At 72.1% G+C, this 15,444-nt stretch carries 11 protein-coding genes; 4 read left to right on the forward strand and 7 right to left on the reverse strand.

What is annotated here, in order from left to right; all coding sequences use genetic code 11:
* The first annotated feature begins 134 nt into the window (after window positions 1-134).
* Complete coding sequence (locus ABZ857_RS00860; RefSeq protein WP_357035330.1) at window positions 135-1,088, forward strand: lysylphosphatidylglycerol synthase transmembrane domain-containing protein; 954 nt, start codon at window positions 135-137, stop codon at window positions 1,086-1,088.
* Here ABZ857_RS00860 and ABZ857_RS00865 read toward each other — a convergent pair.
* Genes ABZ857_RS00865 through ABZ857_RS00890 form a run of 6 tightly spaced genes read right to left on the reverse strand, consistent with a single transcriptional unit; the run spans window position 1,052 to window position 7,855 of the window.
* Window positions 1,052-2,134, reverse strand: a complete 1,083-nt coding sequence (locus ABZ857_RS00865; RefSeq protein ID WP_357035333.1) for a glycosyltransferase family 4 protein — start codon at window positions 2,132-2,134, stop codon at window positions 1,052-1,054. The genes ABZ857_RS00860 and ABZ857_RS00865 overlap by 37 nt on opposite strands.
* Window positions 2,131-3,066, reverse strand: coding sequence for a glycosyltransferase family 2 protein (locus ABZ857_RS00870; RefSeq protein WP_357035337.1), 936 nt, complete (start codon window positions 3,064-3,066; stop codon window positions 2,131-2,133). Before ABZ857_RS00870 ends, ABZ857_RS00865 begins: the two co-directional genes overlap by 4 nt.
* A 60-nt stretch (window positions 3,067-3,126) precedes the next feature.
* On the reverse strand, window positions 3,127-4,053 hold the full coding sequence (locus ABZ857_RS00875; RefSeq protein ID WP_357035339.1) for a permease-like cell division protein FtsX: 927 nt from the start codon (window positions 4,051-4,053) through the stop codon (window positions 3,127-3,129).
* Complete coding sequence (locus tag ABZ857_RS00880) at window positions 4,040-4,909, reverse strand: permease-like cell division protein FtsX (protein WP_357035342.1); 870 nt, start codon at window positions 4,907-4,909, stop codon at window positions 4,040-4,042. Before ABZ857_RS00880 ends, ABZ857_RS00875 begins: the two co-directional genes overlap by 14 nt.
* Window positions 4,906-5,799: a permease-like cell division protein FtsX gene (locus ABZ857_RS00885; protein WP_357035345.1), complete on the reverse strand. Its 894-nt coding sequence runs from the start codon at window positions 5,797-5,799 to the stop codon at window positions 4,906-4,908. The genes ABZ857_RS00880 and ABZ857_RS00885 overlap by 4 nt, the downstream gene beginning before the upstream one ends.
* Before the next feature lie 19 nt (window positions 5,800-5,818).
* On the reverse strand, window positions 5,819-7,855 hold the full coding sequence (locus ABZ857_RS00890) for a hypothetical protein (RefSeq protein WP_357035348.1): 2,037 nt from the start codon (window positions 7,853-7,855) through the stop codon (window positions 5,819-5,821).
* Between the two features lie 604 nt (window positions 7,856-8,459).
* Here ABZ857_RS00890 and ABZ857_RS00895 point away from each other — a divergent pair.
* Together ABZ857_RS00895 and ABZ857_RS00900 are read left to right on the forward strand one after the other, a co-directional pair.
* Window positions 8,460-10,148 carry a hypothetical protein gene (locus ABZ857_RS00895; RefSeq protein WP_357035351.1) on the forward strand — a complete coding sequence of 563 codons (1,689 nt, stop codon included), beginning with the start codon at window positions 8,460-8,462 and terminating at the stop codon, window positions 10,146-10,148.
* Between the two features lie 540 nt (window positions 10,149-10,688).
* A complete protein-coding gene (locus ABZ857_RS00900; protein ID WP_357035354.1) occupies window positions 10,689-12,473 on the forward strand; it encodes an LCP family protein in 1,785 nt (594 codons plus the stop codon).
* 527 nt (window positions 12,474-13,000) lie between these two features.
* On the opposite strand, the gene ABZ857_RS00905 is transcribed toward ABZ857_RS00900, so the two are convergent.
* A complete protein-coding gene (locus ABZ857_RS00905) occupies window positions 13,001-13,540 on the reverse strand; it encodes a hypothetical protein (protein ID WP_357035357.1) in 540 nt (179 codons plus the stop codon).
* Window positions 13,541-13,562: 22 nt separating this feature from the next.
* Between ABZ857_RS00905 and ABZ857_RS00910 the strand changes: the two genes are divergently transcribed.
* Window positions 13,563-15,422, forward strand: coding sequence for an acyltransferase family protein (locus ABZ857_RS00910; protein ID WP_357035359.1), 1,860 nt, complete (start codon window positions 13,563-13,565; stop codon window positions 15,420-15,422).
* Window positions 15,423-15,444: the final 22 nt, after the last annotated feature.

The following is a 15,444-nucleotide window of genomic DNA, read 5'->3' on the forward strand; positions in this document are numbered from 1 at the left end:
CCGCTCACCCTCGTCTTCACGCTGCCCAACAGTACCCGTGCCCGCCCCGCCCCCGTCTCCCGATCAGCCGACCCTGTGGATAACCCGCGCGGCGGACCTACCGATCAGTAGCTTCAGGCTTTACGCTGGGGCGCGTGCCGCGCCTGCTGAACCGCCTGCGCTCCAGCCCGCTGCTGCGGGTGCTGCTGGCCCTGGTCGCGCTCGCCTTCCTGGCGTACGGCCTGGCCCGGAACTGGACGGAGACCTCGGCCGCCCTGTCACGGCTGTCGTGGTGGTCTCTCGGCGCCTCGTTCCTGGCCGTGCTCGCCGGGCTGGGGTTCATGCTGGTCGCCTGGCGCGACATCCTCGCCGGGCTCGGCTCGCACCTGCCGCTGCGCGTGGCCGCGCGGGTGCTGTTCGTCGGCCAGCTCGGCAAGTACATCCCCGGCTCGGTCTGGGCGTTCGCCGCGATGATCGAACTGGCCCGCGACCACGGCGCGCCACCGCGGCGGACGTTCAGCGCCACCGCCCTCGGCCTGGTGACCTCCCTGGGCTGCGCGCTCGCCCTCGCCGCGGCCACGCTGTCGCAGCAGATCGCCAGGCAGGCGTGGTGGCTGCTCGCGCTGGTCCCGGTCATCCTCGTCGGTCTTCACCCACGAGTGATGACCTGGGGGCTCAACCTCGCCCTGCGCGTCGCCCGCAGGGAGCCGCTCGACCGGGTGCTCAGCGGCATGGAGATGGCCAAGGCCGCCGCCTGGACGATGGCCGGCTGGCTGGTGTACGGCGTACACCTGTGGCTCCTCGTCGGCGGCGTGCGGCCCGCGGGCCTGTCCCTGTACGCCGTCGCGGCCGGGGCGTACGCCCTGGCCTGGGCCACGGGCATCCTCACGGTCGTGGTCCCCGCCGGGATCGGCGTGCGGGAGGGGGCCATGGTCGTGGCGCTGGCGCCGGTGCTCGACACGCCGAGGGCGCTGGCGATCGCCGTGGTGTCCCGCGTGATGTTCACCGTCGCCGACGCCGCCTGGGCCGGGCTCGGCTTCCTGCTCGCCCGCGGCCGCACCACCCCGGCCGGTCAGCTCTCCGACGCGGCCAGCAACGTGTCGAGGTAGACGGCCCAGTGTGGTTCGGGGTCGACGGGCGCGACGCCGGCCCGCAGCCGCTCGGGCGTCCCCGGCTCGTAGAACCGCTTGATCGCCTCCGCCAGCGCGCCGGCCGAACCCGGCTCCACCAGCAGGCCGTCCACGTCGTCGCGTACGTTCTCGGGCAGCGCCCCGACCCGGGTGGCGATCACCGGCACGCCGTGCTCGTGACCGAGCCACACGTTCTGGCTGGCGGTCGCCGACCGGTAGGGCAGCACCAGCGCGTCGGCCCCGGCGAACAGTCCCGGCACGTCCTCGGCCGCCACGTATCCCGGCCGGATCTCGACCCGGCCGGCCAGGCCGAGCCGGGTGATCAGGGCGCGGGTGTCCTCCAGGCCGCCCCAGAACTCGCCTGCCACCGTGAGCCGTACGTCGGGCACCTGCGCGAGCGCCTCAAGCAGCAGGTCGAGCCCCTTGTACGGCCGGACGATGCCGAAGAACAGCAGCCTGCCCTGGGGCCCCCGGCCCGCCGCCTCCCGCGCGCCGCGCGCGGGCAGGTGCGGCGCGAGGGCGGCCACCCGCACCGGCGCGGCGGTGAGCGCGCGGGCGAGGTCCGCCTGCTGCTCCGAATGGGCGAGCACGCCGTCAACCCGGCGCAGCAGCGCCTTCATCAGCGGCCTGTCGTACGGCTTGCTCTCGTGCGGCAGCACGTTGTGACACAGCGCCACGACACGGGCCCGGCGGCGCAGGCCGTACAGGATGCCCAGGTAGGCGGGCACCTGCACCGGGCTGAGCACGGCGAGCACGACGAGGTCGGCCCCCCGCAGCCGCCGTCCGCAGGCCACCCAGCCGTCCGGCCGCCGCCAGTCGAGGTCGCGGCGGGTGTCCGGGTACGGCTCACCCTCGGGGCTGTCGATCGTCTGCTGCCCGGGATACAGGAACGACGGATACTGCGCCCGCCACGACTCGATGACCACCTCGTGGCCCCGCGCCCGCAGCCGGTGGGCCAGCTCGGTCGTGTGCTGCGCCCCGCCGCCCTTGTACGGATACGTCGGGCCGACGATCGCGATCCTCACACATCACCCCGAGATCGCACGATCAGGTCGGCCAGCAGGGCCACCGCCCCGATCAGCATGCCGGACAGGAAGGTCACGACGGTGTTGCTGGTGAGGTAGAAGGCCAGGTGGCTGATCATGTCGTACACGCCCTTGACCAGGCCGATGCCGACCAGCCAGAGCGCGGGCGGCATGAGCACCTTGAGCGGGTTGAAGTACATGACCATCCGCAGCACCTGCAGGATGTAGCGGTAGGCGTCGGAGACGAAGTTGAACTTCGACTTCCCGGCCCGCTTCGAATACTCGATCGGCAGGTAGTAGACGTCGTGCTGGTTCGACATGAACGCCAGCGTGATCGTCGTGACGCAGGAGAAGCCGGGGGGCAGCAGCCGCAGGTACGGCCTGGCCACCGACTTGCGGAAGGCCCGCAGGCCCGAGTTGAGGTCGGGGATCTTCTGCCCGGCCAGCCGCTCGGCCACCTTGCGGATGAACCACTTCGCCGGCACCCGCAGGAACTTGTGCGAGCCCTCTTCGGTGGTGCGCGCGCCCACGACCTGGTCGATCGTCGAGTCCTTCTCCAGGATCTGGACCAGCTCGGGGATGCGCTCGTTCGGGTAGCTCATGTCGGCGTCGGTCCACACGACGATCTCGCCGCGGGCCTCCTGGCTGCCGATCCTGCGCACGGTGCCCGAGCCGCCGTTGCGGTGGAACGCCCTGATCCGCATGTTCGGGAAGCGGGGCGCGGCCTCCTGCAGGCGTGCGAGCGTCTGGTCGGTGGAGCAGTCGTCCACGGCCAGCAGCTCGTAGGTGTACCCGCTGGCGTCCATGGCCGCGCAGATGCGCTCGACCTCGTCGATGACGTGGTCCTGCTCGTTGTAACAGGGCAGGACTATCGTGACGTACGGGGTGTCTGCGGGAGTCACGGCGCTTCCAGAGGTCTCGGGCGTGGTCACGTCCGGCAAGGGTACTCTGCCCCACCAAATCGCGGCGGTCTCACTTCGAGGACGCCGCCGTCACAGCCGCTTCTCCTTCGTGGTCGCGTCGACCGGGCCCACCAGGAACACCCCGGCCGCTCCGCCCAGCGCCCGCCTGACCTCCGACAGCACCGGCGGGGTCGTGAACTTCACGTAGAAGACCTCGGGAAGGTAGGCGCCGAAGTCTTCCTCCGGCACTATCCGGCGACGAAACATCGGGGCCTGGTGGGAGCGGGCCTGGAAATAGACCTTCTCCAGCCCGGGGAGATCGCCGATGCGGTCCAGGATGGCGTTCTTCTCGGCGAGAGTGGCGAACCCCCGCCCCTCGCAGGGCTTTCCCTGCCCTTCGCTGAGGTCGGCCCGGGGGCACAGCTGGACCATGACGTCGGCCTTGCCCGGCCAGTAGTCGTCGCGGATCACGAAGGCGTTGGACACCCCCGGTGACGCCGACATGCGGCGCACCAGTGCCGGCCAGTCCCCAGGACCCACCCGCGCGCTGTAGTACGCGGACTCGTCCGCGGGGTCCGCGCCTTCCAGCAGATCGGGTCTGTCCCGCAGGGCCTCTCGCTTTCGCCTGAACTCCTCCGCCTGCGACACGAAGCGGACCTTCTCGACCTCCGGCGCGGCCCCGAGCAGCGCCCGCACCTTCCGTATCTCTCCCCGCGTGGCGGCTCCCCGGTCGTTACAGGCGTCGAACACGGTGGAGCGCGCGCAGAAGAACACGGACAGCTCCCCCGTCTCCGGCCACGGACCGTCCGGCGGCGGCAGGGGGGTGAGCGCACTCGTGCCCGGCCACGGATCGTCCGGCTGCGGCCCCTCCATGGCGGATCCGGACGGGGACGGCGACGCGACGGGCCGAGGCGGCGCGGACGACCCGGCGGTCGCGCAGGACGCCACGAGAAGCACCGCCGTCACGACCGCGAGAGCTCTCGCCGGGAGGGTCGGTGAGCCCTTAGGGGTGAGCATGCCGGACCACCTTCAAGACGCCCGGCATTCCGGCGAAGGCCCGCTGCACCTGGGCGAAGTCCCAGTGGCCGGCGAACTTCACGTGGAACGCCTCCGGCACCCGGTCCGCCCGGTGGAACTCCGGCCGGTCCACCCACTGCGCATGACGCATGACGGCCAGGGCGTGTTCGGCGTCCTCGTAGTAGATCTCGTCGACTCCGGGCAGCGCGCGGATGCGGTCGAGCACGGCCCGCCGGTCCGCCGGTCCGCGCTCGCACTCGTACGTGGACGACTCCTCCCAGCAGAAGCGGACCGCCACGTCGGCCTTACCCCACCAGAAGTCGTCCCGGTAGGACTCGACGTAGAAGACCCCCGGCAGCCGCTGCACCTCGCCCAGGACCCGCCGCCAGTCCCCCGGCGCCAGCACGCCGCCGTACACCGCGCGCCTCAGCAGATACTCGTCGAGAATGTCGCCGATGCGTTCATCCTGGCGGGCGATGGCGAGAGCCTGCGCCGGCGTGAGTCGCCGGTATCCGCGGGTCTCCGGGTGGCTCGCGAGCACGCGCTCGACCTCGCGCCGCTGGGCCGCCGTCGCCGCGCCGGATGTGCAGATATCCTCGGGCCGCGGTCCATCGGACAACTGCTCGTCGTAGGGGGACGGGGGCCCGCACAGGTGGACCAGGAACGTGCCGGTGCGGGGCCACGGTCCGTCCGGCGGGGACGAAGGCTCCCGGGAGGCCCGGTAGGCGACCACCCCTCCGGCCGCCAGCGCCACGACGAGCACGGCCGCCACCGCGACCGCGAGCGGCCATCTCCGCCGGCCACCGCTCTCGCCTGTCGTCATCTCCTCCGTCCGAGGCGCCTCGGGAAGGGTCATGACACCGACACCACCTCAGCGACGCCGGGCATCCGGCCGAAGATCTCCTCCATGTCCGCCCTGGCGGGCGGCCTGTCGAACGTGACGTAGAAGGTCTCGGTCAGGCCGCGCGGGTCGAGATCGCTCTCCTGCCCGTTCCAGAGAATCCGCCGGTAGTCCTCGATCGCGTGGTCCATGTCCTCGAAGTAGACGGTCTTCACCCCGTCGAGACCCTTGACGCGACTCAGAACGGCCGCCTTCTCAGGCTCGGAGGCGTGTGCACGCCCCCGGCACGGTTTGTATGCCTCACCCTCCCGGGGACAGAGCTTGATCCCGATGTCGGTGATGCCCCGCCAGAAAGTGTCCCCGAAGATGTAGGTGTTCGAGATTCCCCGCAGCGCCTCCACGCGACGCTTGAGCGCGTTCCAGTCCCCCGGGCCCAGGGCGCCCCGGTAGGACTCGGGCATGTCGTCGGCACTGAGCACGCTGAGGAGCTTGGCGCCGTCCTCGCGCTCGTCGGCATGAGTCCGGAATTCCTCCCACGCCTGTTCCTTGGTCACAAAGGAGAGGTCCCGGATCTCCGGATACGTCTTGAGCTCGGCCTCGATCGCTCGTTTGTCGTCCGCCGTAGCCGTGCGGTGGTGGCAGTTCGGCCAGACCTCCACGCTGCTCCGGTCGCAGAGGTAGGCCGAGAACGACCCGCTCTGCGGCCGGGGGCCGTCCGGCGGGGGCAGCGGCCAGCGGGAGTGCTGGTAGAACCGCCACCCGGTGATCCCGAGGCCCGCGAGGCCGGCCAGGAGCGCGATTGCCACCCCGGTGATGACCAGCGGCTTCCGGAGAGCGCCCGCCAGGAAACCCGGCTCCCGCCGATCGTCGCCGAAGGACAATTCCTCCATCGCAGGGGAATCCACACACCGAACCCTAGATCGATCAGGTGGGGACGGTCATCCAAACGTCGATGGCGAGCGACCACGTGCCGTTGGGCGGGTCGACCAGCGAGCGTTCGTCCTGCCGGGTGCGCAGGCTCATCACCCGGGTCGCCGGGCCGTACGCCATGAGTTGCTCGGGCTCGGCGGCGAGCAGCACGGGCACGCGGCCGGTGCGCCGGACGGCCTCGACCAGGCGCAGCACGTCGTCCGGGCGCGGCACGCTGGATCCCTGAGGGTAGACCACCCGGGCGGTCGGCAGCCCGCACTGCCCGCGCACCACCTGCGTCAGCCGGTCGCCCGTGACCCGCTCGGCGACGAGCACGGATGCGTTCGCAGGGATCGCCCGGCACAGGCCCGCCACCGCGGCGGCCTCTCCCCTGTTGACCGGCGTGAACGCGGTGCCGATCGAGGTGATCGCGGGCGGCACCGTCAACAGCAGCGCTCCCACCCCGACGGCCGCCCGCGAGCGCCCCGGGCGGGCGGCGAACCAGCGCGTACGCACGAGCCGTCGTGAGAGCCACCGCAGCCCCCAGACGGCGAGCAGCACCAGGCCGGGGATGACGATCGGCACCAGCCTGCGGGAGGCGAAGGGGTGGTCGGGGGTGATGGCGGGACGCCAGAGCGTCGTCACGGTCGTCCACCCGATCACGGCCAGCGGCAGCAGCCAGCCGAACTCCTCTCCCTTCATCAGGCCGCCCCTCGTCAGGCGGCGCGCGAGCACGGCCGCCGCCACGGTCGCCAGCACGACGGCGGGAATCCCGACGTACCAGAAGACCCAGTCGAGGGAGTGCTCGTAGTACAGCCGGGACCCATCACCGGGCAGGCCGTTCGCGACCTGTGTCTTCTCGATGAAGTCGGCCGTGAGCAGGTCCTCACGCGTGACCGCGTGACGACGCACGGTCTGCACCCAGGGCCGTACGGCGAAGCCCGCCATGACCAGCACGACCAGGGCCGCCGCGGCGTTCGGCAGCCACCCGGCTCCCGCCAGGCGCGGGCGCACGCGGGCGGCGATCCAGGGCGCGAGGGCCGTGCCGGCGACCGTGAGCGCCACGACGACGGCGCAGATCGCGAGCAGGGGAATGAGCGAGCCCGACAGATACTTCAGGTATGGCCGGGCGAGGACGTAGCCGCCGGTGAACCCCCACAGGCCTCCCACGACCAGGCCGGTCAGCAGGGGCACACCCAGCCGTCCCTCAAGGAAGGGTCTCACGCGGGGTGTCCGCCGGAGCGCGATGAGCGCCCCGGCGAAGGCGAGCACGGGCAGCACGTCGCGCAGGCCGTCGATGCGCACCAGCAGCGCCAGCCCGAACGACAGCCCCGCGAGCGCGGCGGACGGGAAGCCCGCGCCCGGCAGCGCCGCCCTGAGCCGGGCCCGCGCGTCGAGCAGCAGGTTCATCGCGCCGAACATCAGGATCAGCGAAGGGATCTCGCTGAACGTCGTCCGGGACGTGTAGAGGATCGGCAGGCTGATCGCGAACACGAGGGCGGCCAGGGGCGCCCAGCGCGCGCCCGCGAGCCGCGCGGCGGTCCCGGCGACGGTGAGCACCGCGAGCGCGCCCAGCACGGGCGGCACGAGCAGCAGGCCCGGGACGCCGCCCAGCCAGTGGCCGATCGCGTGGATCATCGGCGGCCCGGCCATGAACTGGGGGACGATCCCGCCGTCGACCGCGTAGAACCCCATGCTGTCGAAGCGCAGCGCGGGATCGGGGCCGCCGAAGTCCCCCACCGGGATCGGGAGCGACCCGTGCCGGGCGAGCCAGACGGCGTACTGCGCGTAGGTCGACGGGTCACGCCGGACGATCAGCTGCTCGCCGTGCAGGAGCCCGTTGAACACCCCCGACCCGACTGCCACGGCGAGGGTGGCCGCCGTCGCCCAGCGGTGCGGCGTGGCGGTCCCGGGCAGGCGGCGCAGACCCCACGCGCACAGCAGAAGGGCGGCGGCGCCGCCGAGCAGGGCCATGGGCAGCGGCCGGAACCACCCGAGCAGCAGCAGCGGCAGCCCGGCGAGCAGCCACCCGCTCAGCGCGAGCGCGGGCACGACGGAGACGGCCGCGAGCGTCCTGCCCGCCGCCTCCTGCTCTGATGGCAGCCGTGTGCGCCCACGTGGGTGGCCGGATCTGTTCCCTGGAATGCACCCGAGATTAGCGGGCCGCCCCGGCGCCCGGCCTACACCCGGCCGGCCGCCCGCTCCGCGCGTCGCCCTTGTCCACAGGCGCGGTTGTCCGTCGCGGTTGTCCGTGCGGTTGTCCGGCGCGGTTGTCCACAGGCCCGCGCAGGGCTCGCGCGGGGGTCATACGTAGCCGGTAGCGTACGCCGGGAGGCAGGCAGGGGGGCGTGTGAAGTTGTCGGACAGCCGGGGCTCGGCGCCCTGGCCGGAGCGGGACGAGCACCCACGTGAGGGCGCCGGGCCCGCCCGGCCCAGCGGGCCGGGCGGATCCCCGGCACCGCACCGGAGGCGGGCGCCGCTCAGGGATCGGCGGCTCCGTGCGGACGGGCCGGACGAGCGACTGGTCGACGGCCCGCTCACGGACGGGCGGTCCGTCGGCGGGCGGTCTGTCGGCGGGCGGCTTGGGGGCTGGGCTCGCGGGAGGCTCGGGGGGTGGGTGCGCGGTCGTCTGGCGCCCCGCGATCCGCTGCACCCGGTGGCCTGGACACGCGAGGATCTCCCGGGGTGGGCGCGCAGGCACCGGTGGTTCCTCGTGGTCTTCGGGCTGGGGGCGCTCCTGCGGCTGGTGACCGTGCTCGGCTACCGGCCCGCGCTGTGGTTCCCCGACTCCTACACGTACGTCGTGACGGCCATGCGGCCGAGGCCGGACCTCGTCCGCCCGGCGGGCTACTCGATGTTCCTGAGGCTCCTGGAGGCGTTCCACAGCTTCGCCCTGGTCGTGACCGTGCAGCACCTGCTGGGGCTGCTCGTCGGCGTGATGCTCTACGTGACCGTGCTGCGGCGCGGCGGTCCTGCGTGGGCAGCCGTCCTGGCCTGCGTCCCGGTGCTGCTCGACGCCTACCAGATCGAGCTGGAGCATCTGCTCGTCTCCGACTCGCTGTTCACGTTCCTGGTCGTGGGGGCCGTGTGCCTGGCGATGCGCCGCCCGCTCACGCCGCGCTCGGCCGCCGCGCTCGGCCTCGTGCTGGCCGCCGCCACGCTGACCAGGACCGTCGGGCTGCCGCTGATCGCCGTCTTCGCGCTCTTCCTGCTCGCGTACGGCGCGCGCCGTGCGAACGGGACGAGCCGTGCGAGCGGGGCGGCCCGCCCGGGCAGGGCGGTGGCCAGGCTCACCGTGCCCTTCCTGGTGGCCGCGCTCCTGCCGGTCGCGGGCTACGCGGGCTGGTTCTACGCGACCTACCAGCGCGTCGGGCTGGTCGGTTCGAACGGCGTCTTCCTCTACGCCCGGACGATGTCGTTCGCCGACTGTTCGGTGATGAAGCCGCCGGCCGACCTCGCCGTGCTGTGCGACTCCCGGCCCCCCGCCTCCAGGCCGGCGTCCCAGGAGTACATCTGGAACGCCGAGTCTCCCCTGGTCCGGCTGCCGGGGATCACGTTCACCAAGGAGACCGACGCCCTGGCCGGGAGGTTCGCCTCGCTCGCGATCCGCAGCCAGCCGCTCGACTACCTCCGCAGCACGCTGACCGAGCTCGGCAGGTCGTTCACGCTCGGGCGACCCGTTTACCCCGACGCCGAGACGTACGGGTACTACGAGTTTCCGGCGACCGTGCCGCCGCCGCCCGGGCGGCACCCCGCCGTGGTGGGCAAGGAGTTCGCGCAGCGTTACGAGCGGGGGCCCCTCACGGTGCGCGTCTCCGAGCCGTTCGCGGGCCTGATGCGGGCCTACCAGGGGGTCGCGCGGCTGCCGGGGACGGCGCTGCTGGTGATCCTCCTGGTGCCCCCGGCCGCCTGGGCCGTGCGGGCCGTGCGGGCCCGCTCGGCGCGCACGACCCGTTTGGCGGGCACCACCCCCGCGGCGGGCACGACCACCACGGCCGGCACCACCCCCGCGGCGGGCACGACGCCCACGGCGCGCCTTACGCCTCCAGTGGGCACGAGCCGGCCGGCGCAGGCGAACCAGGCCCACACGAACCAGGCCCAGACGAACTGGGCGCCTGCGAACGGGGCCCACGCGAACCAGGTCCATGCGAACCAGGTCCATGCGAACCGGGCATCCTGGGATTGGGGCATCGCCTGGGCGACGGCCTGGGCGCTGCTGCTCGTCCCGCCCGTCACGGCCCAGTTCGACTACCGCTACGTCCTGCCCGCGGTGCCGCTCGCCTGTCTGGCCGCCGCCCTGTCCGTCCGGGGGCTCCGCAGAGCGGACATGACCGGCGTGACCTGACTAAATGGCCGCGCAACATCAAATCCCGGTAAAGGGAAACTCAATCCCATACCCAAAATGTCGGTGTTTAGTATGCTCTGCCCCTGGATCAGGGGGACGTGGCACGGCGTGATCGCGGCCCGGATCCTCCCAATCGCGGCGCCCGCAGACGCTCCCGTGACCTACCCTCGGAGCGCCACGTGTGATCGCCAGGCAAGGAGGACAAGTGTGCGAGCGAACCAGTAATCCTTCCGGCCTCTCGCCCACTCGTCCGGCCACCAGATCGTGCCGCCCGGCTGCCGCGCCCTGTCGTCCAGCAGCCGCGCTGTGTCGCCCCGCTGCCGCGCCGCGTCGTCCCGCTGCCGCGCCGCGTCGCCCCGCTATCGCTTCGTGGGCAGGCGTGCGGTGAGCGAGCGCAGGCGCGTCGCCGCGCGTTCCGTCCCTCCGCCGGCTCCGTCCGACCAGAGAGTCTGGGGTTCCCCGGAAGACGGCTCATACGGCGGCGCCTTCGAGCCCCCGCAAGGCCGCAAAGCGGCTCCCGGACCTGCCGGATACGCCGACATGCCGGTGGCGACCGCCCCCGCCGGCTACGCGGAGATGCCGGGGAGACGAGGCGGGCAGCGACCACCCAGGGACGACCACCCGCCCGAGACGTACGGCGAGGGACGCCGCCGAGGCGGGCGGCGCGCCGAGCCGAGCGAGCCGCCCGAGCCCCCCTACGAGGACGAGCCGCCGAGACGGCGCGGCCGCAGGCGCGGCGGCGACGAGGAGACCGGCTACGGCCAGCCCCCCACTGCGCCCCCCACGGCGCCCACCGTCGCGAGCCGCGCGTCCGGGGGCGGCGGCGGCCTCCCTCCGGGCGGCAGGCCGTCCCGCCGGCGCGGCGGGAGCGGCGGCGGTCGCCGCCTGGGGATCGGCGGCTGGATCAGCGTCGTGCTCACCTGTGTGCTGGTGATCGGCACGCTGGCGGCCTACAAGGTCTACCGGAGCACGATCGGCCTGTTCAACGTGGGCAAGTCCACCGACGACCTCGACAAGGACCGCCCCGTCAACGAGACCGGCGCGATCAACGTGCTGCTCGTGGGCTCGGACACCCGGGCGGGAGACAACAAGAAGTACGGCCAGCACCTCGTCAACGACGGCGAGCGCACTGACACGATCATGCTGCTGCACGTGTCGCCCAACCGCGACGGTGCGACGCTGCTCAGTTTCCCCCGCGACTCCATGGTGATGATCCCCGCCTGTTACAACAGGAACAGGACGCTCATCCCGGCACACCTGGGCATGATCAACTCCGCGTTCTCCGACGGCGGGATGATCTGCACGCGCCGCACCATCGAGAGCCTCACCGGGATCCGCGTCCACCACTACGTGAAGGTCGACTTCACCGGCTTCAAGAACATCGTGAACGCGCTCGGCGGCATCGAGATCTGCCTGCCGCAGGCCGTCAACGACAAGAAGTCGAAGCTCACGCTCCCGGCCGGCAAGCAGATCGTGAAGGGCGAGGCGGCGCTCGGCTACGTGCGGCTGCGCTACGGCCTCGGCGACGGCAGCGACATCTCCCGCATCAAGCGCCAGCAGGTCTTCATCTCCCAGGTCGTGAAGAAGGCGACCAGCAGCGCCCTGCTCACGGACGTCGGCAAGCTGCAGAACTTCATCGCCGCCGCGGCGAAGTCCGTCACCATGGACGACGCGCTCAACACCGAGGAGCTCATCAAGATCGCGACGAGCGCGCAGAAGCTCTCGGCGAAGGGCTTCAAGGCCACCACCGTGCCGTGGGAGCCGTACGCCGCCGACAAGAACCGCGTCCAGTGGAAGCAGCCGGCCGCGGGCAACCTCTTCAAGGCCATCGCGAACGACACCGAGGTGACGCCCACGGCTCCGGCGACCCCGGCCGCGTCCGCCTCGCCGTCCGGGCCGGTGGTAACCAAGCCGCAGCAGGTCAAGGTGCAGGTGTTCAACGGCACCAACACCTCCGGCCTGGGCAAGGAGGTCGCCGAGGAGCTCGCCGGGCTGGGCTTCAACGTCGTCGGCGTCGGCAACGCTCTGCGGCCCGACGGCACCGACCAGCCGAAGACCATGGTCCGCTACACCGGTCAGGGCTGGAACTACTCGAAGATCCTGGTCGGCAAGCTGGTCAACCCCGTCAGCCCGGAGACCGGCAAGGTGGCGAGCGGCCCCGTCACCCCGTTCACCCCGTCCTCGCCCCCGCCGGACGCGCCCACGGGCAAGGTACGCGGACCGGTCATCCAGCTCGTCATCGGCACCGACTGGAAGGGGGCACGCTCCCCCATCAACCTGGGCGACAACGCCGTCACCGCCGACACCAACCCCTGCGCGAGCTGACGCGTCGCACCCTGTCCACACCCGGGCCGGGGCTCCACACCGTCCACGAGGACGGAGGGCCCCGGCCCGTTCCGTCTCGGGCGGTCCGACAGCAGATCAGACAGATGTCACATGCGTTATGTTGAGTCCCAGAGGCGACATCAGTCTTCAAGAACGTTAGGGTGAACACCTGGCGAACGCGCCCTGTTCGCCCGTTCGGGCTGATGCGCCGGGGCGCCTTCGCTAGTGTCCGAAAGGACGCGGCGACGCTACGCCAGGCGTGGCCGTTCCCCCCGAGCCTCCAACAGATAGCTGAGCGTTTCTCCCGTGAGTGACACCCGCCATCACCCCCCGGTTCCCGGTTCCCCGGAAGGCGACCCCGATGCCGAAGAGGCTCCCACCGGAGTGATAGGCCGCATCACCGGAGACTGGCCCGCTCCGGAGGGCGGCCTGCCGCGGCGTGAGCCGAAAACCGCGGGCGGTCCGGAGGCGGAGCGGGGCGGGGGCCGGCCCGGCTCCCAGGCACACGAGTGGCACGAGCACGGGCGTCACGAGAGCGGCCTCCCGGCCTCCGGCGACGAGAGCCCGGCCGCACCGGCGCACGGGCGCCACGAGAGCGGCGAGAGGGCCGCGGGGAGCACGGCAGGCACGGGAAGCGCGGCAGGCACAGCAGGCGCGGCCGCCGAAGCGGGAAGCGCCGAGGGCCCAGGCGCCGCATCGAACAGTGCCGCGCCGAACAGCACCGGGCCGAACAGCACCGCGCCGAACAGCACCCCATCGAACAGTGCCGCATCGAACAGTGCCGCATCGAACAGTGCCGCGCTGACCGGTTCCACGCCCGCCGGCCCAGTGCCCATCGGTTCCGCGCCGTACGACAAGCCGTACGAGAAGCAGCCCCTGCCCATGCGCAAGCCGCGCAGCGCCGAAAGCTCCGGCTTCGCGCCGAAGAGCGCAGCGCCGAACAGCATGTCGCCGAGCAGCGCAGCGCCGAACAGCACCGGGCCGAACAGTGCCGCGCCAACCGGCTCCGCGCCAACCGGTTCCGCGCCGTACGAGAAGCAGCCCCTGCCCGTACGGAAGCCGCGCACGCCGGGCGCCTCCCGCCTGGGCATGCCACCCGCGTCCGCCCCGCAGCCGGAGGGCTTCGACTACTTCTCCACGGGCAGAGGCCCGGATCGTCAAAGCACAGAGCGTTCGGCCGCGCCGGGCGTGAGCGCCGCCGACGGCCCCGCGTGGCCGCAGGCCTTCCCCGAACACGGTCCCCGCAACCTCTCGGACGCCTTCCCGGGCGCCGCCCGGCGGTCGTCGAGCCTCGGTTCCCAGGACGCCTCCGACGTCCCCACGCCCCCCTTCGGCGACTCTCCCGCCTTCCCGGCACCGGCCTTCGGCGCCGGGCCCGAGCCGCTGGGGACGGGATTCCCCGGCTTCCCCGAATCCCCGGGCTTCCCTGAATCCCCGGGCTTCCCCGAACCTCCAGGCTTCCCCGAGCCGCCGGCGTCCGCCGTCGGCAGCACGGCGAACCCCTTCCTCGACACTCCCCCGTCCGGCGCCGGCCCGGCCTTCACGCCGGACGACCCCTTCGGCGCCGCGCCGGCCCCCGAGACCTCCCGTGGCCCGCGCGGCAGGCGGGGCGTGCCGGACGCCTTCCCCGGGGCCGCCCCGCACGCGGCCTTCGGCGCCGCACCCGTGCCGGACGCGCCGGCCACCGCGTGGCCCGGTCAGGAAGCCGACCCCGCCCAGTGGGATCCCTGGCGGCGCTCCCAGGACGGCGCCGGCGGCGCGAACGACCCCCGCCAGACCGGCCCGCTCGGCAGGCCGCTGCGCGCTCCGCTGCCCGCCTGGGCCGAGGCGCCCGCCCGGCCGGACGACCCGTTCGCCCGCGGTACGGGACAGCAGGACGGCTTGGAGGACGAGCCCGAGCAGGAGCCGGCGCCCCGGGCCAGGAAGCCGCGCGACCCCTACCTGGACAACGTGAAGTTCGTCGGCATCGCCCTGGTGCCGATCGGGCACGCGCTGGTCCCGACGCTCGCGGCCGACTCCGCCCGGGCGGCGTACCTGTTCATCTACGTCTTCCACATGCCGCTGTTCGTCATCGTCAGCGGTTACCTGTCCAGGAACTTCTGGAACTCGAACGCCAAGACCAACAAGCTGGTCGACACGTTCCTGGTGCCGTATGTGATCGTCGAGCTGGGGTATGCCCTGCTGCGCACCGCCTTCGGGCACAAGTTCAGCCTTACGATCATGGACCCGGCCTGGTTGAACTGGTATCTGCTCGCGCTGCTGTTCTGGCGACTGTCCACACCTGTGTGGAAGCGGATGAAGTACCCGTTCGTCATCTCGATCGCCGTGTATCTGTTCGCCGGGTTCTCCGAGCTGACCGGCGACTTCAGCATGGACCGCTTCTTCGGCCTGCTGCCGTTCTTCGTCCTCGGCCTCGTGCTCAAGCCGGAGGTCTTCGACTTCCTCAAGCGCCGCTGGGTGCGGGTGCTGTCGGTGGTCGTCCTGCTCGGCGCGGCCGGCGTGGCCGTCTTCCTCGTGAGGAACTACTCGATCAAGCTCGGCCCGATCTACTACAAGAACAGCTACAAGGACCTCCACCTGGTCTGGTGGAAGGGCATGCTGCTGCGGACGGCCCTGCTGATGGCCGCGCTGGCGATGTCGGCGGCCGTGATGTCGCTGGTCCCCCGGCGCCAGACGTGGTTCACCGACCTCGGCACCCGCACGCTCTACTGCTACCTGCTGCACGGCGTGCCGGTGATGATCGCCAAGGAGATGGGCTGGCTCAGCTTCTCCTGGCTGTACGGCCCGCTCGGGGTGGCGGCCATCGCGTGCTCCTGCTTCGCCCTGGCCATCGTGCTGTGCCTGCCGATCACCCGTACGGCGTTCAAGTGGCTGCTCGAACCCCGGCTGACCTGGCTGTACCGCAGGCCGAGGGGGCAGGTGCCGCAGCCGGCGAACACCGGAAGTTAAGCGGCATTTCGAGGGGCATTCA

The sequence above is a fragment of the Microbispora sp. NPDC046933 genome (genome assembly GCF_040644635.1).
Lineage (GTDB): Bacteria > Actinomycetota > Actinomycetes > Streptosporangiales > Streptosporangiaceae > Microbispora.

Bases quoted from the DNA above. Each gene is read 5' to 3' on its own strand.
- ABZ857_RS00875 (WP_357035339.1), bottom strand. From the start codon at position 4,053: ATGCTCACCCCTAAGGGCTCACCGACCCTCCCGGCGAGAGCTCTCGCG.
- ABZ857_RS00900 (WP_357035354.1), top strand. From the start codon at position 10,689: ATGCCGGTGGCGACCGCCCCCGCCGGCTACGCGGAGATGCCGGGGAGA.
- ABZ857_RS00880 (WP_357035342.1), bottom strand. From the start codon at position 4,909: ATGACCCTTCCCGAGGCGCCTCGGACGGAGGAGATGACGACAGGCGAG.
- ABZ857_RS00910 (WP_357035359.1), top strand. From the start codon at position 13,563: ATGCCACCCGCGTCCGCCCCGCAGCCGGAGGGCTTCGACTACTTCTCC.